Genomic DNA, 25,474 nt, shown 5'->3' on the forward strand with positions numbered 1-25,474 from the left:
CGGCTTTTGGTTGCCCAGTGGCTGTGGCCGGGCTGCCCCACTTTCCCACCCGCTTTTATGCCCCGTTTTTCGTTGTTGCCGGGGGCGCTGCTGGCCCTCGTGGCCCTGCACGCCGCCCCGGCTCAGGCCCAGGCCACCCGCCCAATGGCTGCTTCTGCTGCCTTTGCCCCTGCCCCGCCCACGCTGCCCGCCGTGCGGCAGGTGCGCTTCAAGGCCGACACCTTCAACATTCAGAAATACGGGGCCCTGGCCGATGGCCAAACCCTTAACACCCAAGCGTTTCAAAAAGCCGTAGCGGCCTGCGCTCAAGGCGGTGGGGGCACGGTGCTGGTGCCGGCCGGGCTGTGGCTCACGGGCCCCATTGTGCTGCAAAACAACGTGAACCTGCACCTGGCCACCGGTGCGCTGGTGCAGTTCACGGCCGACCACGCGCAGTATCCGCTCATCAAAACCACCTGGGAGGGCGAGGACGCCATTCGCAGCCAAGCGCCGCTGTCTGGCGTGGGGCTCACCAACATCGCCATCACCGGCAACGGCACCTTCGATGGGGCCGGCGACAGCTGGCGGCCGGTGAAGAAGAGCAAGCTCAACGAGGGCGAGTGGAAAAAGCTGGTGGCCCGCGGCGGCGTGCTCAACGAGAAAAAGGACTCGTGGTACCCCTCGGCGGCGTCGCTCAAGGGCAATATGCTGGCCGCGGCCGGCACCCCGCGCAAGAGCCTGGACCCCACGGCCTTCGACGATATTCGCGATTTTCTGCGGCCCAACATGCTGAGCCTCACCGACTGCAAGCAGATTTTGCTCGAAGATTTCGTCATTCAGAATTCCCCGGCCTGGACCATCCACCCGCTGCTGTGCCAGGACATTACGGTGCGCCGCGTGACGGCCCGCAACCCCTGGTACGGCCAGAACACCGACGCCATCGACCTCGAATCGTGCCGCAACGGCGTGCTCGACGACTGCACCTTTAGCGTGGGCGACGACGGCCTGTGCATCAAGAGCGGCCGCGACGCCGAGGGCCGCAAGCGCGGCGTGCCCACCGAAAATTTCCTCATCCAGAACTGCCGCGTGTACAGCGCCCACGGCGGCTTCGTGATTGGCTCCGAGATGTCGGGCGGCGTGCGCAATCTCATCGTGCGCAACTGCACCTTCCAAGGCACCGACGTGGGTTTGCGCTTCAAAACGGCGCGCGGCCGCGGCGGCATGGTCGAAAACATCTGGGTCGATGGCATCACCATGACCGATATTGCCGGGCAGGCCATCCTGTTTGATATGTACTACGCGGCTAAGGACCCCGTGCCCCAGCTGGGCGAGGCCACCACGCCGCCCGTTATCGCAGCGCAGCCGCTGGGCGAAGGCACGCCGCAGTTCCAGCACTTCTACATCAAAAACGTGACTTGCAAAGGCGCCGAAACTGCCATCCTGGTGCGCGGCCTGCCCGAAATGCCCATCAAGGACATCAGCCTCGAAAACATTGTGATTGAGGCTACTAAGGGCCTGGTGTGCCAAGAAGCCGAGAACATCCGCTTTAAAAACGTAACCCTGCTCACCGCCGAAACCAAGCCGGTGCTGGAAGTGCAAAACAGCAAAAACATCAGCTTCGACGGCATCAAGTACACCAGCGGCGCCGAGCTGCTGCTGCGCGTGAGCGGCGACCGCAGCCAGGATATCCGCCTCACCAACACCAACTCTAAGCTGGCTAAAAAGGGCCTGGAGCTGGGCGAGAAGGTGGGAAAAAAGGTGGTGCAGGTAGCGGCTAAGTAGGAACGCTAACGGGGCGCCTCACCCCCCGGCCCCCTCTCCGAAAAGGAGAGGGGGAGCCTGACGACAACAGGCAACTGTATCAATTGCGCACGCTCGCTGGCGCTCGGCTCCCCTTCTCCTTTTCGGAGAGGGGGCCGGGGGGTGAGGCGCCCCGTCTGAACGAAAACAACCCAACTCATCCTATGCCCTCCCCCACCCGCCTTTTCCTCACCGCTGCCCTGGCCCTGCCGCTGCTGGCCCCGGCCCAAAATGCGCCGGCCGCCATGTCGCAGCGCATGGCCGATGCCTTCATTGCCCAGCACCCCGACTCCATCGTAATTGCCAACCGCAAAACGGCCCGCTGGGACTACGAGCAGGGCCTGATGCTCAAGGCGTTGGCGCGGGTGTGGGAGCGCACCGGCGACGGCCGCTACTTCACCTACATCCGGAAGGACCTCGACCAGTTTGTGCAGCAGGATGGCAGCATCCGCACCTACAAGGCCGCCGATTATACGCTTGACAATATTGCCACCGGCCCGGCGCTGCTGCTGCTGAGCCAGCTCTCGGTGCCCGGCAACGAGAAGTACCGGCTGGCCGCCGCCAACCTGCGCAAGCAGCTGGCCGAGCAGCCGCGCACCAAGGAGGGCGGCTTCTGGCATAAGAAGGTGTACCCCAATCAGATGTGGCTCGATGGCCTCTACATGGCCGAGCCGTTTTATGCGCAGTACAGCGCCCTCACCGGCGACGCGGCCGGCCTCGACGATGTGGCCAAGCAGTTTGCGCTCATCGAAAAACGCTTGCTCGACCCCAAAACCGGCCTGCTGCGCCACGGCTACGACGAGAGCCGCGCCCAGCCCTGGGCCGACAAGGCCACCGGCCTCTCGCCCAACGCCTGGGACCGCGCCATTGGCTGGTACGCCATGGCCCTCGTGGATGTGCTCGACTACCTGCCCGCCACCAGCCCCCACCGCGCCGAGCTGGTGAAAGACCTCCAGCGCTTGGCCCCCGTACTGGCCAAGTACCAGGATGCTAAAACCGGCACCTGGAGCCTGGTAATGGGCCACGAGCAGGAAAAAGGCAACTACGCCGAAGCCTCGGGAAGCAGCATGTTTGTGTACGCGCTGGCTAAAGGCGTGCGGATGAACTACTTGGATAAAAAGTACGCCGCCGTGGCCCGCAAGGGCTACGATGGCATCCTGAAAACCTTCGTCAGCACCGAAAACGGCGCGCTGGCCCTCAATGGCACCGTGAGCGTGGGCGGCCTGGGCGGCACGCCCTACCGCGATGGCACGTTCAAGTACTACCTCAGCGAGCCGCTGCGAAAGGATGATTTGAAGGGCGTAGGCCCATTCATCCTGGCTAGCACGGAGATAGAAATAGCCCAGGAAAACGCGCTCGGCCAGGGCAAAACCGTGGGCCTGGACTATTATTTCAACCACGAACTGCGCAAAAACGTCTTCACCGGCCAGCCCGAGCAGTGGCACTACACCTGGGAGGACCGCAGCCACGGCGGCTTCTGGCTGTGGGGCACCCAGCTGCGCGAGCTGGGCGCGCGCACTGTGCCCGTGCCCACGGCCCCCACCGCTGCCAGCCTCAAAAACCTGAGCGTGTACGTGATAGTGGACCCGGATTCTAAAAAGGAGTCGCCCACGCCTAATTACGTATCACCCGCCGATGGCCAGGCCGTGGCCGACTGGGTGCGGGCCGGCGGCACGTTGGTGCTGCTCGCCAACGACACCGCCAACTGCGAAATCAAGCACTTCAACACCTTGGCGCAGCGCTTCGGCATGCAGTTCACCGACCAGAGCGTGAACATGGTGCAGGGCAGCCAATTTGAGCAGGGCCGGGTGGATTTGACCAGCGGCGCCACCGTTTTCAAGCAAGCCAAAGCGGCGTATATCAAGGAGTTGTCGGTGCTGGCGCTGCAAAGCCCGGCCCAGCCGCTAGTGACGAATAACGGCAAGGTTATCATGGCCACGGCGCAGGTGGGCAAGGGCCGCGTGCTGGCCCTCGGCGACCCGTGGCTGTACAATGAGTACACCGACGGGCGGAAAATCCCGGCCACGTTCGAGAACTTTCAGGCGGGCAAAGACCTGGGGCGCTGGCTGCTGAAGTAAGTAAGTAAGTAAGTGAGTGAGTGAGTGAGTGAGTGAGTGAGTGAGTGAGTAAAAGAACGTCATGCTGAGCTTGCCGAAGCATCTCTACCACGAGAGTAATTCAATCGTCCAACGATGCGGTAGAGATGCTTCGGCAAGCTCAGCATGACGTTCTTTTTCCTGCTTATGACGTTCCTGCGCCTGACATTCATTTTCCCGCGCCTGCCGTTCTTGCGCCTGGCGTTCAGTTCGTCATTACTCCCTGTTCATTACTCACTGCTAATTACCAACCATGCTTCTCATCCGCCACGGCCAGCCCGGCCGCGAAAAACCCGGCATCGTCCTCGATGGGCAGCGCTACGACGTTAGCGCCTTTGGCGAAGACTACAACGAAAACTTTTTTGCCAGCGATGGTCTGGCCCGGCTGGCTGCCTACGTGGCCGTGCAGCGCGAGCTACTGCTGCCCGTGCCCGCCACCGCGCGCCTGGGCCCGCCCGTGGCGCGGCCTTCCAAAATTGTGTGCGCCGGCCTCAACTACACCGACCACGCCGAGGAAATGGGCCTGGGCCTGCCCACCGAACCGGTTATTTTTCTGAAAGCCACCTCGGCCCTTTCCGGGCCCAATGACGATATTATCCTGCCCATTGGCTCGGTTAAAACCGACTGGGAAGTGGAGCTGGCCGTGGTTATTGGCAAGCGCGCCAGCTACGTGAGCGAGGTCGACGCGCTCGACTACGTAGCCGGCTACGTGCTGCACAACGACGTGAGTGAGCGCGCCTACCAGCTGGAGCGCGGCGGCACCTGGGACAAGGGCAAGGGCTGCGACACCTTCGCGCCGCTCGGCCCCTGGCTGGCCACGCCCGATGAGCTGTCCAGCCCCAAAAGCCTGCGCCTCTGGCTGTCGGTGAACGGCGAAAAGGTGCAGGACGGCAACACGGCCAACCTCATTTTTGGGGTGCCTTACCTCATCAGCTACATCAGCCAGTTTATGACGCTGCTGCCCGGCGACGTGCTCTCGACCGGCACGCCGGCCGGCGTGGGCAGCGGCCTGAAGCCGCCCCGCTTCCTGGTGCCCGGCGACGTGGTGGAACTGGGCATTACCTGCCTGGGTATCGCCCGCCAAACCGTACGCGCCCACCCGGCCGATTCACAGAATTTTTAGCGAATCGACTACTTATCGTCGTTTTAACTACAAGCTACCGAATAACTTACGGGAAGTGCGTGGCCAACCAGCAGCGCTTTTTCGGTGATTCCTTTTCGAGCAGCCAGCCAGGATTAGCAGCCGGTTTTGGCCGGCTGCCAATCGCACTACTCCGTTCTTCCATGTCCCACCCATTCCTTTTCCCTTATGCGTACACCGTTACTTTTAGGCCTGCTGGCCACCTCCGCCACCGTAGCCCTGGGCCAGGCCCGGCAAGTGGTAGTTGCCGCCGACGGCACCGGTAAATACCGCACCGTGCAGGCCGCCCTCGATGCCGTGCCCGCCGGCAACCGCACGCCGTTTACCATCTTTATCCGCAAGGGAACCTACCGCGAAAAGCTGACGCTCAATAAGAAGCAGGACTTCGTGAAGCTACTCGGCGAAGGCTCGGACCCGGCCGCCGTAGTGCTCACCTACGACGACTACAAGGGCCGGCTGGGGCCGCCTGGCGGCGACACGCTCACCACCTCCAACTCGGCCACGCTCCGGGTATTTGCCGCCGACTTTTCGGCCGAAAACCTCACTGTGCAAAACACGGCCGGGCCCGCCAAGCAGGCCGTGGCCGCCTGGGTATACGGCGACCGCGCGCAGTTCAAAAACTGTCGCTTCCTGGGTTTTCGCGACACGCTTTACCCCTATGGCTACGGCAGCCGCCAGCTCTACCAGGGCTGCTACATCGAGGGCACTACCGATGCCGTGCTGGGCTCGGCCACGGCCCTGTTTGAAGACTGCACGCTGGTGGGCAAGCCCGGCGGCACCTGCCTGCTGGCCCCCTCCACGCCCGATACCGTGCGCTACGGCTTTGTGTTGCAGCGCTGCCGCATCACGGGCGACGCCCCGGCCGGGGCCTACTTCGTAGCCCGCCCCTGGAAGCCGTTTGCCAAGGCGGTGCTGCTCAACTGCACCCTCGATGCCGTAGTGAACCCGCGCGCCTGGGACCACTGGGGCAAGGAAAGCAACAAGCAGGATACTTTTTTTGCCGAGTTTAAGTCGCTGGGCGTGGGGGCCACGCCCAAGCTGCGCGCCCCCTGGGGCCGGCAGCTCAGCCCCGAGCAGGCCGCCTTTTATACCCGCGAGCGGGTGCTGCGCGGCTGGCAGCCCACGGCCTCGCCCAATTAACACCCTTTCGCATGAAGCTTATTAGCAGTTTAGTACTCACGGCTTTGCTACTGGCTGGCAGTGGGCACCTGCGCGCCCAGGGCCGGCGCCTAGTGGTGGCGGCCGATGGCAGCGGCGACTACCGCAGCGTGCAGGCCGCCTTCGATGCCGTGCCCGACGGCAACGCCGACTGGCTAACCATCGTGGTAAAGCCCGGCACCTACAAGGAAAAGCTGACCCTGGCCGCTGGCAAAACCCACGTGCGCCTGCTGGGCGAAGATGCCACCCGCACCGTCCTCACGTTCGACAACTTCAACCAGCGCATCGACCCCGCTACGGGCAAGAACTTCGGCACTACGGGCTCGGCCAGTATTCACTTGTATGCCAATGACTTCGCGGCCGAGAACATCACCTTTGCCAACTCGGCGGGGCCGGTGGGGCAGGCCGTGGCGGCCTGGGTGGCCGGCGACCGCAGCAGCTTCCGGCACTGCCGGTTTCTGGGGTTTCAGGACACGCTCTACACCTTCGGCTTTGGCAGCCGGCAGCTGTACGAGGACTGCTACATTGAGGGCACCGTCGATTTCATCTTTGGCAGCAGCACGGCTTGGTTCGAGAACTGCGAGGTGGTGGGCAAAACGGGCGGCTTCTTCACCGCCGCCTCCACGCCCGACACCACGCGCTATGGCTACGTGTTTCACCGCTGCCGGCTGGGCGGCGCGGCCCCGGCCGGCTCCTTCTACCTGGGCCGCCCCTGGCGCCCCTATGCCAAAACCGTGTTTCTGGAGTGCGCGCTGAGCGCCATTGTGCGGCCCGAGGGCTGGGACGAATGGGGCAAGGAAACCAACAAGCAAACGACTTACTACGCCGAGTACAAGTCGCGCGGCGCGGGGGCTAGCCCACGCACCCGCGCCCCCTGGACGCACCAGCTCACCAGGGCCGAAGCCAACGCCTACACCCGCGCCGCCGTGCTACGCGGCTGGCAGCCAAGCAAGTAGGCAAGCCTGCTCAGAAAATTACTTGAACGTCATGCAGACCGCAGGGAAGCATCTTGCTCGCCCCGTTGAACGGTCGGGGTTAGTACCCCACGCGAGATGCTTCCCTGCGGTCTGCATGACGTTCTTTTTTTGCGCTTCTAGCTTCCTTCCAGGGCCTAGTACACCACCGTGAGCGAACCGGTGTACGACTTACCGTTGCCCAGCGTGATGAGGTAGTAGTAGGTGCCCACGGGGGCCGGCTGCCCGCTAATGGTACCATCCCACTCGTTGCCACGGCGGTAGCCCGAGGTTTCAAAAATCCGGTTGCCCCAGCGGTTGAGCACCGTCACTTTATTGGCGGCGTAGTCGTCGATGTGGTCGATTTGCCAGGTGTCGTCCCGGCCATCACCATTGGGGCTCAAGGCGTTGGGAATGCGCAGGCGCGGGGTCACCGTCACGGTGACGGTGCTGCTGACGGTGCAGTAGCCGCTGCCGGCCGACAGCGTGTAGGTGGTAGTGACCGTGGGCGAGGCAATGGGCCGCAGCCGGCTGGTGCCCTCAAACGACAGGCTGGCGGTAGGTGTCCAAGTTACCGGGTAGCTGCCGCTGGCCGTGCCTTCGAGCGTCACGTGGTCGCCTTCCATAATGCTTTTGTCGGGGCCCGCCTGCACAACGAGGCCTTCGATAAGACTGACCGGTATCGCATTGGAAACGAGCGTAATGGGCCCGCAGGCGGTAGTAGTGCGCAAGGCCAGCGTCACCACCTGGCCGTTGCGCAGGGTGGTGCTGGTAAATGTGCTGCCCTGGGCACCGGGCACGGCCATGCCATCTATCTGCCACTGGTAGAGGGGGTTAGCACCGGGGTCCGTCACCTTATCCACCTGAAACACTACGGGCGTGCCGGGGCACACCGGCAGCCCCGTTTGCAGGCTGATAGCCAGCGTGGGCAGCGGGGCCGGCGTGAGGCTAATAGCAACGGTGGCCGTGGCCGGGCCCGTGGTACAGGTACCAGCCGTGGGCGTAAGCTCCACGCGCACCTGGTCGCCGTTGCGCAGCGTGGTGGCTGTGTAGGTGGGACTGCTGGCTACCAGGATGTTATTCACAAACCAGCGGTAAGTGGGCGCGGCGCCGGCATTGGTGGGCATCGGGGTAAACACGAAGGGCAGGCCGGCGCACTGCGTGGCCGGGGTAGCCAGCGCCACGCCCACCGGCAGCACCGGCAGTACCCGCACGGCCACCGCATTGGAGGTAGCCGAGGCGCAGGTGCCCGACGTGGCCCGCCGCCGGTAGTGGGTGGTGGCGGCCACCGCGCCCGGCGCATAGGTGGGGCCAGTAGCGCCCGGCAGGTCGGCCCAATTCAGGTTATCCGGCGAGGTTTCCCACTGGTAGGCGTAGGTGCCCGTGCCGCCGCTGGCCGCGGCCCCGCTCGTGAGCGGCGCGGCGCTGGTGCCGGGGCACAGGGCCTGGTCGGCACCGATGGTGCCGGCCCTCAGCGCCGGGTTCACCGTCACGGCTACCGTGGCGGTGTTGGTGCAGCCCGTGGCCGGGCTGCGCACCAGCAGGGTATACACCTGGGTGATGGGCGCGCCGGTGGCATTAGGCAGCGTCACGGTAGGGTTAGCAATGGTACTGCTGCTAAGGCCCGTAGCTGGGCTCCAAGTGTAGGTATAGCCCGCCACCGGCGCGGCCCCCAACTGCACCGCAATGCCCGCGCAGGTAGCCACGGCTGGGCCCACTGCTGCCACGGGCAGCGGGTTAACCTGCACGGTCACCGGGGCCGACGCCGAGCAGTTGGTCAGGTTGGTGGTTGTGAGGGTATAGGTCTGTACAACGGCCGCGTCGGTGGTATTGGTCAGCGTTACGGTGGGGTTAGCTACCGTGCTGCTGCTGAGGCCCGTAGCGGGGCTCCAGCTATATACAAAGCCCGCTACCGGCGCGGCTCCCAGCTGCGCCGTGCTCCCCGAGCAAATGACGACGGGTAACCCCGGCACTACCACGGGCGGGGCACTCACCGTTACGGTTACCGAGCCCACGCCCACGCAGCCGGTTTGGGTATTGGTGGCGGTGAGGGTGTAGGTCTGGGTAGTGGGCGTACCGGTCGAGTTGGTCAGCGTCACGGTAGGGTTGGCTACTGTGCTACTGCTGAGGCCCGTAGCTGGGCTCCAGCTATACGCAAAGCCCGCCACCGGCGCGGCCCCCAGTTGCCCCACCGCGCCCGAGCAGATGGCGGTAATGGGGCCCACTGCCGCCACCACCGCCGGGCTCACCGTGACCGTGACCGAGTGGCTGGCCTGGCAGCTACCGGTGGCGCTGGTTTCGGTGAGGGTGTAGGTCTGGGTGATGGGCGCGCCGGTGGGGTTGGTAAGCGTGGCGATGGGGTTAGCGGCCGTAGCGCTGCTCAGGCCCGTGGCCGGGCTCCAGCTGTAGGTGCTGCCCACTACCGGGGCCGCCCCCAGGGCAACAGGCACCCCCGAGCAAGTGACGAGCCCGCTCGGGCCTGCATCGGCGGCGGGGCCGGGCAGCACCGCCACCGTTACCTGCGAGGTAGTGGCGCAGGCGGTGCTAGTGGCCAGGGCCGTAATGGTGTAAGTGGTGGTTTGGGTGGGGCTCACCACAAACGGGCCCGGCCCGGTGAGCGTAGTAGGGCCGCCCACCACGGTATAAGTAGCGCCGCCGGTGGGCGTGAGCGTGGCGCTGCTACCCCGGCAAATGTTCAGGCTGCCGGCCACGGCCAGCGCCACCGGCTGGCCCACCACCACGCCCTGCGTGACCGAGTCGGTGGGGCAGCCAAATTGCGAGGTGCCTCGCACGGTGAGCGTGCCGCCGGCACTGCCCCACTGCACCTGCACGGTGGTGGCGGTGGGGCTACCCACGAGGGTGCCACCCACCGCGCGCCAGCTTACCCGGGCGGCGCTGCCGCCGCGGGCCTCGTAGCTGTAGGGCATGCCCAGGTCGCACACCACGGCGGGCCCGCTAATGGTGGGCCCCGCCGGCTTAGTCACGGTAATGTGCAGCACCTCCACCACGGTTTTGCCGGCGCAGCCCGTATCCTTCACCGTGAGGGCCACATCATAGGGCGTGGGGCGGGCATCAGCGCAGGTAGTAGCGAAGGCGAAGGTGCCCGTAACGAGGCCGTTGGTACCGGTTACCTTGGCGGTGCCGGTGGGGTTGCCGGGGGCCACGGTGCCGGGGTCGCCGTTGAGGGTGGCCGCGTAGCCGCCGGGCCCGTCGAGCAGCTGGCTGTTGAGCGTCAGGGTCAGCGGGTGGCCATCGGCCTGGGTCACCGTGAGCGGAATGCTGAGGCTACTGCCCGCCTCAATAGTATAGTTACGGGCCATTATGGCCGGCGGCGGCAGCACCGGGGGCTTGGTAGCTGGGCACTGGGCTACTACCAGCTGCAAGTCGCGCCGGGAAGTACCGATGAGGATTTCCTGGCCGTTGATGATGCGGTACTCGTTCACATCCACGGCCACCACGTACTTGCCGCCCGCCGTGCCGGCCAGGTACTTAGCTATGCCGGTGGCGGGGTCGAGGGCCGCAAAGTTGCCCGCCGTGGTGCCAAAGGGCGTGGCGGCCGAGTAGCCATTGCTCGGCGCATAGGCAAGTTCGGGCGGCTTGGGGGTAAAGCTGCCCAGCGGCAACACACCCAGCCCGCCCACAATGCCGTAGGGCTGCCCAAACGTGTACGTGAGCCGGTCGCCATCAGCATCCACGGCGTTGTTAAGCAAAATGGTGGTGTCGCCGGCGCAGATGACGGCCACCGCCACGTCCGAAAATACCGGCGAGTGGTTGGGCAGCTGCGGGGGCTGCATAGCCACGTACAGCGTGAGGGCCTGCGCACCCGGCATGAATAAATTGGTGACGTCATTATTGCGGTTGCCGTCCGTAAACAGGGCGTAATAGCCCTTGGCCGACCGGGGCAGGTTTACCACGCCGATGAACTTTTGCACCCGGTAGGGCAACGAAGGCCCGATGATGGTGCAACCAGGCGGCACGGCCGACGACAGGCACGCCGAAACCGACGTTTGCGGGATGCTCATCATGCCCTCCTGCCTGGCGTAGGTCTGGGTATTATCGTAGTTATCGAGCGTCAGTACCACCCGGGCGTTGGTAGCTTGGTCATAAATCCCGATGCTGGCCGAGGGCCGCAACGTAAACGGGTCGGGACTGGTGGTGGCAGAGCAGTTGTTATATAGTGTCACTGTCAGCTCATAGCGCAGCGGCGCAATGGCCGGGCCGTTGGCATCGAGGTAGCGGTAGGTCATTTCGCCGCCCAGCAAGTGCGCGGCCCGCGCCGCTTGGCTCGCCCCTACCAGCAACAACACCAGCAGCAGCCGCGACCAGGCACCCAAACGAAAAAGTAAAGTTGAATTCATAGAAAAGAAAGAATAGCGACGAGTTCCTATCATGGGTTGGCCCGCAATACCCAGCTTACCGGCGGCCGGCACGCGCCACGCGTTTGGAGCGACACAACTATCAGGCAGCCTAGACTATCAATTAGCAATACAAGTTGTTGATAATCAATTATTTATGATAACATACCCGTACTGCCTGTCCTAGCGAAGCGCACTGGCAACAGTGCCGCCGCTGCGCACAGCGCAGGCGCAGCCAAAAACCCACAAAATACTTATCAACAGGTAGTTACCCGCATATTTTCACCACAATTACCACCAAGTAAGCTACTGGGGTAATGCCAGGTCGAATGGTTGCCAGCCGCTGGGCACGGCCATTGAGCAACCCAACAATGCCTAGATGATGAAGTAAAAGTAAGTTTGTTCATAGAAAAGGAGTGTGAGTGAAGGCGCTACGAAAGTACTGGCCAGGACTATTATTTATCGCTTTTATCCAATCTTTAATTTCAAAAGTCACTGCTCCTTTCGCAGTATGCCCAACGCGGCGAACCTTTTGCTGGGCCAGCCTAATTACCTTGCCGCCAATGCGCTTCTTCGTTCTATTGTGGGCCGGCTGGCTGCTACCGCTGGCCCCGGCCCTTGCCCAGGCCCCCGCGTTACCCGCTGCCAACCTGGGCATGCCGCCGGCCCGCCCCGCCACGCCGCCCCAGGTGCTGCTTATGCGCGTGGCGCAGGATGGCAGCGGCGACTACCGCACCATTCAGGAGGCCGTACTGGCCTCGCGCGACTTGTCGCAGGTCACGGTCACCATTCAGCTTAAAAACGGCATCTACCACGAGAAACTGGTGGTGCCGGCCCACAAAACCCACGTGCGGCTGGTGGGCGAAAGCGCGCTGGGCACCATCATCACCGGCAGCGACCACACCGGCGATGCGGCCGGCCACAACACCTACTCCTCGCAAACGGTACTGGTGCAGGCCAACGACTTCACGGCCGAAAACATCACCTTCGAAAACGCCGCCGGCCCCGTGGGCCAGGCCGTGGCCCTGCACGTGGACGGCGACCGCGCCACTTTTCGCCACTGCCGCATGCTCGGCAACCAGGACACGCTGTACCCCGCCGTCGAAAACAGCCGGCAGTACTACCAGGACTGCTATATCGAAGGCACCACCGATTTCATTTTCGGCACCGCCACGGCCGTGTTCGACCGCTGCGAAATCCGCAGCAAGCGCAACTCCTACATCGCGGCCGCCGCCACCACCGAGCGCCAGGCCTACGGCTTCGTATTCCGCAACTGCCGCCTCACCGCCGACACCGCCGCCCACAAGGTATTTCTGGCCCGCCCCTGGCGCCCCCACTCCCGCACGGTGTACCTGAACTGCGAGCTGGGCGCGCACATCCTGCCCGCTGGCTGGGACAATTGGCGCGACGCTGCCAACGAGCGCACCGCGTACTATGCTGAATATCAATCAACTGGCCCCGGCGCCAACGCCGCCGACCGCGTTAAGTGGTCACATCAGCTCACGGCCAAAGAAGCCAAGCGCTACAAGCTGAAGGACATTTTTGGTGGTGAAAGTGGCTGGGAGCCGCAGGAGTAGGCTATTATGTGCGCCGCTTAGCATTACATTATGATAGAGCAATTTGTCGCTCTCTATCCGAGAGGTCGGATAACATATCAGCAAACTGACTTTTTGGAGCTTACTACGGATATAGAAGTACACCGCATCAAGTTTATCGGAAAAGCCAATACACGTATAAAACGCGGCACTTACGGTGAGTTGGCTTACTTCACTGAGCACCCAGCTTTGTTCAACTACAATCATCCAATAGGCTCCATAACTATCCGGGTGAAGGAAGGGCTACCGCCGGACTTCCTGAAAGATTACGCATGCTGCCTGCATAAGTGGCGAGGCGACTGGCGTCACTTTGCTTCCTGGACTGGCTTAAGCTTTGATTCTCAAGACAGGCTGGCGCACACCCCACCACGCTACCCATACCAGCACTTGTGTCTTCCTTATTTTATCGCGGAGGAAGTTATTCTTCTCTGCCAGCAGCATGGCGTAGAAGCAAATCGAACAGGGCCACTCATTAGCCTGCCCAACCCGCTTCCACCTCCCTTACGGTTCGGTATATTATGTATCGGCTCAAGCTATGCTATCGCCAATGACTTTTATGTCAGCACGCTACGATAAATTCCCTACCCCACTCCTACCGGCCCCGCCGACGACTCCCGCACCACCAGCGTAGTCGGAATAGTGAGCGTAGCCGGCGGCGCGGCGCGGTGCTTTAGCTCAATAAGGTCGAGGAGGCGGCCCACGGCTTCCTGGCCGATTTGCTTGGCGGGCTGCACCACCGTGCTCAGCGAGGGCGACAGCATATCGGCCACCGTGAGGTTGGTAAAGCCGATGAGCGACACGTCGCCGGGGATAGCGATGCGGCGCTGGCGCAGCGCCGCCAGGCAGCCCACCGCCAGCCGGTCGCTGGCCGTGAAAAAGGCATCGGGGCGGGGCTCCAGGGCCAGCAGCTCGTCCACGAGCGGGCCTACCTCGTCGGGGCCGAAGGTACCGAAGCGCACCAGGTTTTCATCATACGGCACGCCATATTGCTCTAGGGCAGCACGGTAGCCAGCAAGGCGCTCCTGCGTGATACTGAGCCAGGGCTGAATGGTGAGGTGCGCAATGCGCCGCCGGCCCGACTGCAACAGGTGCGCGGTAGCCGCAAAGGCCCCGCCGAAGTTGTCGGCCACCACGCGAGGCGTGTTCAGCAGCGCCGACACGCGGTCGAACTGCACGATGGGCGTGCCCTGCTGCTGCAATTCCTGCAAGTGGCTCACGTCGTTGGTTTCGCTGCTCAGCGAGATGAGCAGGCCATCGACGCGCCGGGCCAGGGCCTGGCGCAGGTTGGCCACTTCGCGGTCGTAAGCTTCGTGGGTTTGGAAGATGAGCACGTCGTAGCCGCGCTGGTTGGCCACTTCCTCAATGCCATTGATGGCCTGCGAAAAGTAATAATTCGCAATCTGCGGCACGATGACGCCAATGGCCTTGCTGCTGGCCCCCTTCAGGCTGAGCGCAATGGGATTGGGGCGGTAGTGCAGGCGCGCGGCGCACTCCATCACCAGCCGCTTGGTTTCGGCGTTGATTTCGTAGCTGTCGCGCAGCGCCCGCGACACGGTCGATACGGAGATATTCAGCTCGCGGGCAATGTCTTTGAGGGTGGCGAGTTCCAAACTAATTTCTACTTAAAGTACAATTATTAACACGTTATAAACAGCAGGCTTTGGTGGCTAAAGGTAAAGGTTAAATGAAGCGAAGCTGGACTGGCCGCCCCGCGCCGCGCCCGGCCCGCCCTACTTGGAAACGTTGCCGATAACGATTGCGCAAATAAAAACGGTCCTCGGTGCTTACCGCATCCGGTTTCGGCGCTAAACTTCGACACTAGCATCTACCCTAGGGTTGCAGCAAACACCGTTTTGTTCTCCCCAAAATCAAATCCCACCCCTCTGTATATGAGTCTTTCCGCAAGCTTTAGTCTGGCCGGCAAGCGCGCCCTCGTCACGGGGGCCGACCGCGGCATTGGCCAAGCCATTGCGCTGGGCCTGGCCGAAGCCGGGGCCGACATCATTGCCGTGTCGCGCAGCCTGCCCGAAGGCGGCGACACCGAGCAGGGCGTGCGGGCCCTGGGCCGCGAGTTTACCGGCTACCGCGCCGACCTGGGACAAGTTGCTGACTTACAACATTTTATCAAGCAAGTACAGGCCGATTTTCCGGTTATCGACATCCTGTTTAATAACGCTGGCATTATCCGCCGGGCCCCGGCCGCCGAGCACTCCGACGAGGACTGGGACGCTGTGCTGAGCGTGAACCTCGACGCGCCGTTTCGGCTGGCGCGCGCGCTGGCCGGCCCCATGCTGGCCCGCGGCAGCGGCAAAATCATCTTCACGGCCTCGTTGCTCACCTTCCAGGGTGGCATCAACGTGCCGGGCTACGCGGCCAGCAAGGGCGCCATCGGCAGCCTCACCAAGGCCCTGGCCAACGAGTGGGCTGGCAAAGGCCTGAACGTGAATGCGATAGCCCCCGGCTACGTAGCTACCGACAACACCGCCGCTCTGCGCCAGGATGCCGAGCGCAGCGCGGCCATCCTCAGCCGCATTCCGGCTGGCCGCTGGGCCGTGGCCGACGACTTCCGAGGTCCCGCCGTGTTTCTAGCCTCCGCCGCCAGCGACTACGTGCACGGCACCATCCTCACCGTGGACGGCGGCTGGATGGGACGCTAGCTTTAATGAGCAATGAATAGTGAGCAATGAGTAATGTTCTCATTATCACCACATTGCTCACTATTCATTGCTCATTGCTCACTACTTTATGAATACTCGTTTTGCCATTGGTCCCCGCGAAACTGCCAGCCTGAATACGGCCGGCTTGCGCGAGCACTTTTTGATTGAGAATATCTTCACTGCCGGCGCTATCGAGCTGACTTATACGCACTACGACCGCATGCTAGTGGGTGGCGCGCAGCCCGCCGCTGGCACGGCCCTGCCCCTGCCCTGCCCCGACGGCCTCAAGGCCAACTACTTTCTGGAGCGCCGCGAGCTAGGGGCCCTCAACGTGGGTGGCGCGGGCCGCGTGACGGTGGATAGCGTTGATTTTGAGCTCGGTAACCAGGATTGCCTGTATGTAGGCAAGGGCAGCCAGCAGGTGGTTTTTCATAGCCTCGATGACACCAACCCGGCCAAGTTTTACCTGCTTTCGGCCCCGGCCCACAAAGAGTATCCCACCGCCCGCCGCACCCAGGCCGAGGCCACGCCCGTGGAAATGGGCGCGATGGAAACCGCCAACCAGCGCACCATCTACAAGTACATTTTCAGCGAGGGCTTGCCCAGCTGCCAGCTCGTGATGGGCCTCACCCAGCTCAAGCCCGGCTCGGTGTGGAACACCATGCCCAGCCACGTACACGACCGCCGCATGGAGGCCTACCTCTACTTCAACCTGCCCGCCGGCCAGCGCGTGCTGCACCTGCTGGGCGAGCCCCAGGAAACCCGCCCGCTGTGGGTGAGCAACGAACAGGCCATTCTGTCGCCGCCATGGTCAATCCACACCGGCTGCGGTAGCTCGGCCTACGCCTTCATCTGGGGCATGGCCGGCGAAAACCTCGAATACACCGACATGGACGCCGTAGCGCTGGCCGATTTGCGCTAGCCACCCGCACTCCCGAGGGCACAGCAATAGCGCCGACGAAATTGATTTTCTTTTTCGCTGGCCGTGATTCTCACTGCCTTTGCCATTCACTTACTTTTCCAAATTTCCCACCCAACTGCTTCTGGCTGTTTTACTTATGAAAAAACATCTTCTCATGCTCTGGCTCGTGCTTTGCGGTAGCATCGGCCTGGCTTTCGCTCAAAACCGCACGGTAACCGGCGTAGTAAAGGGCTCGGATGGCGAAACCCTGCCCGGCGTAACCGTGGTGCTGAAAGGCACCACCACCGGCGCTTCGACCAGCGCCGACGGCAGTTACTCGCTGGCCGTGCCGGCCGAAAGCCGCTCGGCCACGCTGCGCTTCAGCTTCATTGGCTACGTGAGCCAAGAAGTGGCAGTGGGCACCAAATCGACGATTGACGTAGCACTAACCTCCGATACACAATCACTTGATGATGTGGTAGTTATAGGCTATCAGTCGGTGCAACGCAAGGACGTAACCGGGGCCGTGTCCTCGGTGAGCGCGCAGCAAATCAAGGACATTCCGGTGAACTCGGCGGCTGAGGCGCTGCAAGGCCGCTTGGCGGGCGTGCAGCTGAACGCCTCCGACGGGCAGCCCGGCAACCAGGGCTTCCAGGTGCGGGTGCGCGGCGGCAACTCCATTACCCAAGACAACACGCCGCTTTACGTGGTGGACGGCATTCAGGTGGAGAACGCGCTGGGCGTAATTGCTCCGCAGGACATTGCCTCGGTTGACGTGCTGAAGGACGCCTCGGCTACCGCCATCTACGGTGCCCGCGGTGCCAACGGCGTGGTTATCATCACGACCAAGGGCGGCAAGGAAGGCCGCACGGCCATTGCCTACAGCGGCTTCGGTGGCTTCCGCACCATCAGCAAGAAGCTGGATGTGCTGCAGCCGGCCGACTACGTGAACTACCAGTTTGAGCGCGCCAGCTCGATTGGCACAGCCTCGGGCGGCCTCAATATTTTTCAGAACTACTTCGGCACTACCAACTTCACTAGTGCCCGCCTCGACAGCGCCCGCAATGCGCCTTTCGTTGATTGGCAGGACCAGGTGTTTGGCCGCAAGGCCATGCAGCAGACGCACAACCTCTCGATTTCGGGTGGCAATAAGGGCACAACCTATGCCCTAAGCCTGACCAACAACAAGGAGGACGGCATTCAGCGCGGCACCGGCTACGAGCGCATGCTGGTCAACTTCCGCTTCGATAACAAGGTGAGCGACCGCTTCAAGTTTGGCCTGAATACGCGCTTCAACAACCAGGAGTCGCTGGGCGCGGGCACCGGCGCCGCCAACGGCACCGCCACCAACGGCGCTACCGTGCCCACGGGCTCCAACACCACGTCGCGCCTACGCAATACCATTCAGTACGTGCCGCTGGTGGTGCCCGCCACCAGCGGCAGCACCGCCCTCGACCCCAACGTGTTTGACGAAGATTTCCTGACCAACTCCACCCTCGTAAACCCGGTGGTGGCCATCGACAACGAGTACCGCTCGGACAAGCGCCGCACCATCAACATCGCCGCCAACGCGGCCCTCAACATCACCAAAGACCTGGTGCTGCGCTCCACGGCGGGCTTCGACATCACCGATTTCAACCTGAGCACCTTCAACGGGCGCTACTCGCCCACCATCCGGCAGCCCGGCGGCGGCTACCAGAACCTACCGTTTGCCACCATCACTACCCAGACGCAGACGACCATCAACAACTCGAACGTGCTGGACTACTCGTTCCGTAAAGAGAAGCACGTGTTGAACGCGCTGATTGGCGAGGAAACGTATCAGCAGAAGACCACCCAGCAGTTCCTGCAAACCAACTTCTTGCCCCTCAACATCACCGCCGAGCGGGCGCTGGCCAACATCAACCAGGGCGTGCTGCCCGTGGGCACGCCCGCCCAGCCGGTGCTGCCCTACACGGCCATTCCGGTCAACTACACCATCCTCTCGTACTTCGGCCGGGCCAGCTACTCGTATGACGATAAGTACCTGGCTACGCTCACGGCCCGCCGCGACGGCTCGTCTAAGTTCTTGGGCGACAACCAATACCGCGTATTCCCGGCCGCCTCGGTAGCCTGGCGCGTGTCGAAGGAATCCTTCATGCAGGACTTCAAAACGGTATCGGACCTAAAGCTGCGCCTGAGCTACGGCCAGGCCGGCAACAACCGCATTGCCGACTTCCTCACCAACCAGCTGTTTCAGAACGGCAGCGCCTCGTACTACATCAACGGCTCGCAGGTGCTGGGCTCGGCCGCAACCGGCCTGGCCAACCCCAATTTGAAGTGGGAAATCACTACCTCGCGCGACTTGGGCGTGGACCTGAGCTTGTTCAACAACCGGGTGCAGTTCACGGCCGATGCCTACTACAACACCACCAACGACCTGCTCGTGAACCGGCCCATCCCGGCCTTCCTGGGCTATACCTCACAGCTCCAGAACATCGGGCGCACGTCTAATAAGGGCCTCGAATTCCAGCTGAGCGGCACCATCATCCAGACCGAGAACTTCACGTGGTCGGCCACGGCCAACGCTTCACTCAACCGCAACCGCATCGAGGACCTGGGCCCCAGCCTGAACCAGTTTTACCTGAACTCGGGCTGGGCGGGCACGGCCGCCGGTATTCCTACCGACTACATCGCCCAGGCAGGCCAGCCGGTGGGCCTCATGTACGGCTTCGTGACCGACGGCTTCTACACTACCGCCGACTTCGAAAACTACAACGCCACTAGCGGCACCTGGACCCTGAAGGGCGGCGTGGCCAACGATGCCGGCATCCTGGGCACGGCCCTCACGCCGGGTATGCTCAAGCTGAAAGATTTGAACGGCGACGGCGCCGTGGACATCAACAACGACCGCCAGGTAATCGGCAACTCGAACCCCAAAGTGACGGGTGGCCTCAACCAGCAGTTCACCTACAAAGGCTTCGACGCCAGCGTGTTCCTGAATTTCGTGTACGGCAACCAGGTGTACAACGCCAACAAGATTGAGTTTACCTCGGCCGTAAACCCGCTCACCAACCTGCTCGCCGTGGATGCCGGCCGCTACCGCAACTACGACAACAACGGCGCGCTGGTAACCGACAAGGCCGCCTTGGATGCCCTCAACCAGAACGCCACCATCTGGACGCCCACCCGCCAGCTGTTCCTGCACTCGTGGGCCATTGAAGACGGCTCGTTCCTGCGCCTCAACAACATCACGCTGGGCTACTCGCTGCCCAAGGCGCTCATCAACCGCGCCAAGCTAACCCAGCTGCGCTTCTACGTGACGCTGAACAACTTGGCCACCTTCACCAAGTACTCGGGCTACGACCCCGAGGTGAACACGCGCCGCGCCACGGCCCTCACCCCCAACGTAGACTACGCCGCCTACCCCCGCAGCCGGGCCTTTTTGTTCGGCCTCAACCTCTCGCTTTAATTCCCACCCGCTCTAGTGTCTACTCTCATGAAATCTACTGTTATTGGCCGGGTGGCCGTTGCAGCGCTGGCCCTGGGCGGCTCGGCCGCCGCGCTCTCCTCGTGCAAGAATTTCCTCGAAATCGAGCCCACGGCCCTCAATACCACCGACGCCACGTTTAGCACGGCGGCCGGGGCTACGTCGGCCGTTATCGGCACCTATAACTACCTGGCCGGCGACAACTCGTACGGCACCCGCCTTTCCATGTATTTCCCGTATGATACCGACGAGCTGATTGGCTCGGCGGGCATCATCGACGGGGGCCGCCGCAGCATCGCCCGCTACAAGGCGCTCTCGACCAATTCGGAAATCACTAACCCCTGGAACCGCCTGTACCAAGGCATCGAGCGGGCCAATATCTGCATCGCCAACATCCCTACCTCGCCCATTTACAACGGGACCGTGGCGGCCGACACGGCCACCATGCACCGCCTCTACGGCGAGTCGCTGGCGCTGCGCGCTCAGTACTACCTGGAGCTGGTGCGCAACTGGGGCGACGTGCCCGCCCAGTTTGCCCCCACTGCCGTGGGCCAAGAAGTGAACCTGCCCAACTCGGACCGCAACGCCACGCTTAAGCGCCTGATTGACGACCTGGCCATTGCCGAAAAGCTGCTACCCTGGCGCTCGGCCGCCGGCCTGGGCAACCAGCGCTTTACCAAAGGCGCGGTGAAAGCCCTGCGGGCGCGCATTGCGCTGCAGCGCGGCGGCTACGCCTTGCAAGGCACCGCCATGACGCGGCAAGCCGACTACCTGGACTACTACCGCATTGCCCGCCAGGAGTGCCTCGACATTCTCAACAACCGCTCGCAGCACACCCTGAACGCCAGCTTCTCCGAAACGTTTCGCAGCATAAATGAGCTGCGCACCGAAACCGCCAACGAGATTATCCTGGCCGTGGGCATGGGCGGCGCGGGCGTGCAAACCGATAGCAAGCTGGGCTACTACAACGGGCCCCGCCTCACGTCGTCCACCACCTTCGGCACCACGCAGGGCGCGGTCACCATTGCCCCGCCCTACTTCTACGCCTTCGACTCGACCGACGTGCGGCGCGACGTGACCATCACGGTCTACGGCATTGCCGCCAACAATGCGCAAACCGGCGTGACGCTGGCCAACGCTACCGACGGCAAGTTTCGGCGCGACTGGCGCACGCCCGCGCTGCCCGGCACCAGCAACTACCTGGGCTACGCCTGGCCCCTCATCCGCTTTTCGGATGTGGAGCTGATGTTTGCCGAAGCCGAGAACGAGCTCAACGGCCCCACCGCCGACGCCCAGAAGGCCCTGCTCGAAGTGCGCACCCGCGCCTACGCCGGCAACACCGCCCGCGCCACCGCCGGCCTGGTGCTCACCAGCAAAGACGCCTTCTTCAACGCCCTCGTGAATGAGCGGTACCTGGAGTTTGGCTCCGAAGGCATCCGTAAGTACGACCTGCTGCGCTGGAACCTGCTGGCCACCAAGCTCGCCGATGTAAAAACCCGCATTCAAGCGCTGCAGTCGCGCACCGCGCCCTACGCCAACGTACCCCAGACGCTCTACTTCCGGGTGGTGAATAACGTGCTGCAATTTCAGCGCTCCTTCTACCGCCCCGCGCCGGCCACGGTACCCACCGGTAGCACCGCTATCGCCTGGGGCTCGGCCATCAACCCCACTTACGTAGTCAACACCCGGCCCGCCGGCGCTACCTACACCTCGGGCACCACCACCGCGGCCAGCACCGGCACCGGCCTGGCCGCCGAGTACGTAGCCGGCCAGGGCAAGGAGTTGCTGCCCATCCCGCAATCCACCATCGACACCGACCCCGCCCTCAAGCAAAACGCCGGCTACTAAAGTCAATGAGCAATGAACAGGGAGTAATGAGCAATTTATGCTTTTTGAATCACTCGCTACTTCCTGTTCATTACTCATTGCTCACTGCTCATTATCAATTGATTATGTCTATTCTATCCGAAGAATTAGTACGCACCCAGGCGGCGGGCACCACCGTGGAGCTGCCCGCGCCGGCCCTGTTCGTCTTACCCGAGAAAGTATTGCAGTTTGGTACCGGCGTGCTGCTGCGCGGCCTGCCCGATTTCCTGATTGACCAAGCCAACCGCCAAGGCATTTTCAATGGCCGGGTGGTGGTGGTGAAAAGCACCGACGGCGGCGATGCCGCCGCCTTTGCCCGCCAGGACAACCTCTACACGGTGTGCGTGCGCGGCGTGCAAGATGAGCAACTCGTCAGCCAAAACGTGGTGTGTGCGGGCATCAGCCGGGTGCTGTCGGCCAAGAGCGAATGGGCCGCGGTGCTGGATTTTGCCACCAGCCCCGATTTGCAAATCGTGCTCTCCAATACCACCGAAGTGGGCATTGTGCTCGACGAAACCGACGACGTGCGCGCCACGCCGCCGCGCTCGTTTCCGGGCAAGCTGCTGGCCGTGCTGCTGGCCCGCTACGAAGCATTCGCCGGCGCGGCTGATAAGGGCCTCGTCATTGTGCCCACCGAACTAGTGCCCGACAACGGCACCAAGCTGCGCGACATTTTGCGCGAGCTAGCCGAGCAGCAAGTGCCCGACAGCGGTTTCCTGGCCTGGCTCGAAAACGCCAATACCGTGTGTAACTCCCTGGTGGACCGCATTGTGCCCGGCCGGCCCGATGCGGCGGCCCAAGCCACGCTCAGCCAAGAGCTGGGCTACGACGACGAGCTGCTAACTATGTCGGAAGTGTACCTGCTGTGGGCCATCGAGGGCGACGAGCGGGTGCGCAACATCCTGAGCTTTCAGCAGGTGCACACGGGAGTGGTGGTGCAGCCCGACATCACCCAGCACCGCGAGCTGAAGCTGCGCCTGCTCAACGGCACGCATTCGCTGGCTTGCGGGCTGGCTGTGCTGGCGGGCATGCCCACCGTGCGCGAGGCTATGGAGGACGAGTACCTGCTCACCTACATTCACCAGTTGATGCTGGCCGATTTGCTACCCGGCATCCCCTACCCCATCGACGAGAAAACGGGCCAGCGCTTTGGCATGCAGGTGCTCGACCGCTTCCGCAACCCCGCCGTGGAGCACCGCTGGCTGGCCATTACCCTCAACTACTCGGCCAAGCTGCGCATGCGGGTAGTGCCCGATTTGCTGCACTACTACGGGCGCTTCGGGGCCGTGCCGCAGTACGTGGCGCTGGGCTTTGCGGCCTACCTGCTTTTCATGCGCGGCACCCGCCAGGCAGGCAGCGCATGGCACGGCGAAACCCAGGGCCAGGAGTACCTTATTCAGGACGAGCAGGCCGGCTACTTTGCTGACCTCTGGCAGCACCAGTCGGCCGCCAACCTGGTGCAGATTGTGCTCGGCAACGCGGCGCTCTGGGGCACCGACCTCACGGCCCTGCCCAGCTTTGCCGAGGCCGTAACGCGCTACCTCGCCCAGCTTCAGCAGGAAGGGGCCGCCGCTACGTTGGCCACGATTTTAAATAAAACGCAGCGCGCGGCGGTTTAACAGCAGTTAGTTTAAGTAGTAAGCCCTAGCGCCTGTCATTGCGAGCCGGCGAAGCAATCGCACCCAAACGATAGCCGAACGACTTGCGCCAGGGTCAGTCTGGTGCGATTGCTTCGCCGGCTCGCAATGACAAACGTTAATTATAAAATTATGAAGCACTTAGTTGCCAAAATTCACCCCGCCGACAACGTGCTCGTTGCCCTCACCGACCTGCCCATCGGTACGCCCGTCACCTGGGATGGGGTGACCGTGACGACCACCGAGAAGATACCCGCCAAGCACAAGCTAGCGCTGCACAACTTCGCCCCCGGCGACGAAATCACGATGTACGGGGTGCTGGTGGGCCGCATGGCCGCGCCCGTGGGCCAGGGCGGCCTGCTCACCACCGCCAACATCAAGCACGCCACCGACGCCTACCAGGAAGGCCAGCACCCCCACAGCTGGGCCCAGCCCGACGTAACGCAGTTTGCGGGCCGCACCTTTATGGGCTTCCACCGGGCCGACGGCCGCGTGGGCACCGCCAACTACTGGCTGGTTATCCCGCTGGTTTTCTGCGAGAACCGCAACATCCAGGTGCTCGAAGAAGCCTTGGTGAATGACCTTGGCTACGCCCGCCGCAAAAGCTACCAGCCCCAGACTCAGGCCCTGCTGGAGCTGATGCAAGCCGGCAAATCGGTAGAGGAAATACTGGCTACTGACCTGCACTCGGCCGAAATCAGCCACCAGAAAGTGAAGCCATTTCCGAACGTGGACGGCATTCGGTTTCTCAGCCACGAGGGCGGCTGCGGCGGCATCCGGCAGGATGCGCAGTCGCTGTGCGGCCTGCTGGCCGGCTACATCACCCACCCCAACGTAGCCGGCGCCACCGTGCTCAGCCTGGGCTGCCAAAACGCGCAGGCCAGCATGTTGCAGGACGAGATTGCCAAGCGCGACCCCAATTTCAGCAAGCCGCTGTTTATCCTTGACCAGCAGACTATTGGCACGGAGGAAGCGCTCGTGAGCACGGCCCTGCGCCAAACGTTTGCCGGCCTCATGCAGGCCAACCAGCAGCAGCGCCAGCCCGCGCCGCTCAGCAAGCTCACCATCGGCTTGGAGTGCGGTGGCTCCGATGGCTTCTCGGGCATTTCGGCCAACCCGGCCGTGGGCCACGTTTCGGACCTGTTGGTAGCGCTCGGCGGCTCGGTTATCCTGGCCGAATTTCCGGAGCTGTGCGGTGTGGAGCAGGAAATCGTGAATCGCTCGGTGGACCACGAAACGGCCCAGCGCTTCACCTCGCTTATGAAAGCCTACGGCGACAGCGCGGTGGCCGTGGGCTCGGGCTTCGACATGAACCCCTCGCCCGGCAACATCCGCGACGGCCTCATCACCGACGCCATGAAATCGGCGGGGGCAGCGCGCAAGGGCGGCTCGTCGCCGGTAGTAGCCGTGCTCGACTACCCCGAGCTGGTAACCAAGCCCGGCCTCAACCTCCTCTGCACGCCCGGCAACGACGTCGAAAGCACCACTGCCGAAGTGGGCTCTGGCGCCAACGTGGTGCTCTTCACCACCGGCCTGGGCACGCCCACTGGCAACCCCATTGCGCCGGTCGTTAAAATCAGCTCCAACACCAAGCTGGCCCTGCGCATGCCCGACATCATCGACGTGAACACCGGCACCGTTATCGATGGCGACGAAACCATTGAGCAGGCCGGCGCGCGCATTCTGGATTACGTTATTCAGGTAGCCAGCGGCTTGGAAGTGAGCGCCGTGCGCCACGGCCAAACCGACTTTATCCCGTGGAAGCGCGGCGTATCGCTCTAGTTATTTAGTTTCGTTTGTCTTTGCGAGCGCAACGCAGTGGAGCGCGGCAATCGCACCAGAATACTGTCGTTCGGGTATCGTGCTG

Annotated in this window: 15 protein-coding genes; 13 read left to right on the forward strand and 2 right to left on the reverse strand. The window is 63.0% G+C overall.

All coding sequences use genetic code 11. The annotated features are described in order from the left end of the window. Positions 1-57 precede the first annotated feature (57 nt). The 5 genes from ACYVGC_RS02730 to ACYVGC_RS02750 all read left to right on the forward strand — a co-directional run bounded on the left by ACYVGC_RS02730 (position 58) and on the right by ACYVGC_RS02750 (position 7,130). Complete coding sequence (locus ACYVGC_RS02730) at positions 58-1,761, forward strand: glycoside hydrolase family 28 protein (protein ID WP_460582239.1); 1,704 nt, start codon at positions 58-60, stop codon at positions 1,759-1,761. Positions 1,762-1,943: 182 nt separating this feature from the next. Further along, positions 1,944-3,857, forward strand: coding sequence for a glycoside hydrolase family 88 protein (locus ACYVGC_RS02735; protein WP_460582240.1), 1,914 nt, complete (start codon positions 1,944-1,946; stop codon positions 3,855-3,857). 271 nt (positions 3,858-4,128) lie between these two features. Further along, positions 4,129-4,998 carry a fumarylacetoacetate hydrolase family protein gene (locus ACYVGC_RS02740; RefSeq protein WP_460582241.1) on the forward strand — a complete coding sequence of 290 codons (870 nt, stop codon included), beginning with the start codon at positions 4,129-4,131 and terminating at the stop codon, positions 4,996-4,998. A 186-nt stretch (positions 4,999-5,184) separates the two neighbouring features. Beyond that, positions 5,185-6,156 (forward strand): pectinesterase, encoded by a 972-nt coding sequence (locus tag ACYVGC_RS02745; protein WP_460582242.1) that lies wholly within the window; start codon positions 5,185-5,187, stop codon positions 6,154-6,156. Between the two features lie 11 nt (positions 6,157-6,167). Further along, positions 6,168-7,130, forward strand: a complete 963-nt coding sequence (locus ACYVGC_RS02750) for a pectinesterase (RefSeq protein WP_460582243.1) — start codon at positions 6,168-6,170, stop codon at positions 7,128-7,130. 155 nt (positions 7,131-7,285) lie between these two features. On the opposite strand, the gene ACYVGC_RS02755 is transcribed toward ACYVGC_RS02750, so the two are convergent. Next, a complete protein-coding gene (locus ACYVGC_RS02755) occupies positions 7,286-11,485 on the reverse strand; it encodes a T9SS type B sorting domain-containing protein (RefSeq protein ID WP_460582244.1) in 4,200 nt (1,399 codons plus the stop codon). Between the two features lie 560 nt (positions 11,486-12,045). Here ACYVGC_RS02755 and ACYVGC_RS02760 point away from each other — a divergent pair. Together ACYVGC_RS02760 and ACYVGC_RS02765 are read left to right on the forward strand one after the other, a co-directional pair. Next, positions 12,046-13,059 (forward strand): pectinesterase, encoded by a 1,014-nt coding sequence (locus ACYVGC_RS02760; protein WP_460582245.1) that lies wholly within the window; start codon positions 12,046-12,048, stop codon positions 13,057-13,059. A 30-nt stretch (positions 13,060-13,089) separates the two neighbouring features. Further along, positions 13,090-13,653: a hypothetical protein gene (locus ACYVGC_RS02765; RefSeq protein ID WP_460582246.1), complete on the forward strand. Its 564-nt coding sequence runs from the start codon at positions 13,090-13,092 to the stop codon at positions 13,651-13,653. A gap of 5 nt (positions 13,654-13,658) precedes the next feature. On the opposite strand, the gene ACYVGC_RS02770 is transcribed toward ACYVGC_RS02765, so the two are convergent. After that, complete coding sequence (locus ACYVGC_RS02770; protein WP_460582247.1) at positions 13,659-14,687, reverse strand: LacI family DNA-binding transcriptional regulator; 1,029 nt, start codon at positions 14,685-14,687, stop codon at positions 13,659-13,661. A gap of 279 nt (positions 14,688-14,966) precedes the next feature. On the opposite strand from ACYVGC_RS02770, the gene ACYVGC_RS02775 reads away from it, so the two are divergent. The 6 genes from ACYVGC_RS02775 (at position 14,967) to ACYVGC_RS02800 (ending at position 25,389) form a co-directional block, all read left to right on the forward strand. Further along, complete coding sequence (locus ACYVGC_RS02775) at positions 14,967-15,734, forward strand: Rossmann-fold NAD(P)-binding domain-containing protein (RefSeq protein WP_460582248.1); 768 nt, start codon at positions 14,967-14,969, stop codon at positions 15,732-15,734. A gap of 88 nt (positions 15,735-15,822) precedes the next feature. Then, positions 15,823-16,656: a 5-dehydro-4-deoxy-D-glucuronate isomerase gene (gene kduI / locus ACYVGC_RS02780; RefSeq protein ID WP_460582249.1), complete on the forward strand. Its 834-nt coding sequence runs from the start codon at positions 15,823-15,825 to the stop codon at positions 16,654-16,656. 136 nt (positions 16,657-16,792) lie between these two features. Next, positions 16,793-20,086 carry a SusC/RagA family TonB-linked outer membrane protein gene (locus ACYVGC_RS02785; RefSeq protein WP_460582250.1) on the forward strand — a complete coding sequence of 1,098 codons (3,294 nt, stop codon included), beginning with the start codon at positions 16,793-16,795 and terminating at the stop codon, positions 20,084-20,086. Between the two features lie 27 nt (positions 20,087-20,113). After that, entirely contained in the window at positions 20,114-21,952 is a 1,839-nt protein-coding gene (locus ACYVGC_RS02790) for a RagB/SusD family nutrient uptake outer membrane protein (protein ID WP_460582251.1), read from the forward strand. 104 nt (positions 21,953-22,056) lie between these two features. Next, entirely contained in the window at positions 22,057-23,589 is a 1,533-nt protein-coding gene (locus tag ACYVGC_RS02795; RefSeq protein ID WP_460582252.1) for a tagaturonate reductase, read from the forward strand. A 150-nt stretch (positions 23,590-23,739) separates the two neighbouring features. Beyond that, a complete protein-coding gene (locus ACYVGC_RS02800) occupies positions 23,740-25,389 on the forward strand; it encodes a UxaA family hydrolase (RefSeq protein ID WP_460582253.1) in 1,650 nt (549 codons plus the stop codon). The last annotated feature ends 85 nt before the right edge of the window (positions 25,390-25,474 follow it).

It is taken from the genome of Hymenobacter arcticus (assembly GCF_054779975.1).

What these genes read in the sequence shown, in the direction of transcription:
- ACYVGC_RS02745 (WP_460582242.1), top strand. Translation starts at nt 5,185, where the DNA reads ATGCGTACACCGTTACTTTTAGGCCTGCTGGCCACCTCCGCCACCGTA.
- ACYVGC_RS02760 (WP_460582245.1), top strand. Translation starts at nt 12,046, where the DNA reads ATGCGCTTCTTCGTTCTATTGTGGGCCGGCTGGCTGCTACCGCTGGCC.
- ACYVGC_RS02800 (WP_460582253.1), top strand. Translation starts at nt 23,740, where the DNA reads ATGAAGCACTTAGTTGCCAAAATTCACCCCGCCGACAACGTGCTCGTT.
- ACYVGC_RS02795 (WP_460582252.1), top strand. Translation starts at nt 22,057, where the DNA reads ATGTCTATTCTATCCGAAGAATTAGTACGCACCCAGGCGGCGGGCACC.
- ACYVGC_RS02775 (WP_460582248.1), top strand. Translation starts at nt 14,967, where the DNA reads ATGAGTCTTTCCGCAAGCTTTAGTCTGGCCGGCAAGCGCGCCCTCGTC.
- kduI (WP_460582249.1), top strand. Translation starts at nt 15,823, where the DNA reads ATGAATACTCGTTTTGCCATTGGTCCCCGCGAAACTGCCAGCCTGAAT.
- ACYVGC_RS02735 (WP_460582240.1), top strand. Translation starts at nt 1,944, where the DNA reads ATGCCCTCCCCCACCCGCCTTTTCCTCACCGCTGCCCTGGCCCTGCCG.
- ACYVGC_RS02785 (WP_460582250.1), top strand. Translation starts at nt 16,793, where the DNA reads ATGAAAAAACATCTTCTCATGCTCTGGCTCGTGCTTTGCGGTAGCATC.
- ACYVGC_RS02740 (WP_460582241.1), top strand. Translation starts at nt 4,129, where the DNA reads ATGCTTCTCATCCGCCACGGCCAGCCCGGCCGCGAAAAACCCGGCATC.
- ACYVGC_RS02730 (WP_460582239.1), top strand. Translation starts at nt 58, where the DNA reads ATGCCCCGTTTTTCGTTGTTGCCGGGGGCGCTGCTGGCCCTCGTGGCC.
- ACYVGC_RS02755 (WP_460582244.1), bottom strand. Translation starts at nt 11,485, where the DNA reads ATGAATTCAACTTTACTTTTTCGTTTGGGTGCCTGGTCGCGGCTGCTG.
- ACYVGC_RS02750 (WP_460582243.1), top strand. Translation starts at nt 6,168, where the DNA reads ATGAAGCTTATTAGCAGTTTAGTACTCACGGCTTTGCTACTGGCTGGC.
- ACYVGC_RS02790 (WP_460582251.1), top strand. Translation starts at nt 20,114, where the DNA reads ATGAAATCTACTGTTATTGGCCGGGTGGCCGTTGCAGCGCTGGCCCTG.
- ACYVGC_RS02765 (WP_460582246.1), top strand. Translation starts at nt 13,090, where the DNA reads ATGATAGAGCAATTTGTCGCTCTCTATCCGAGAGGTCGGATAACATAT.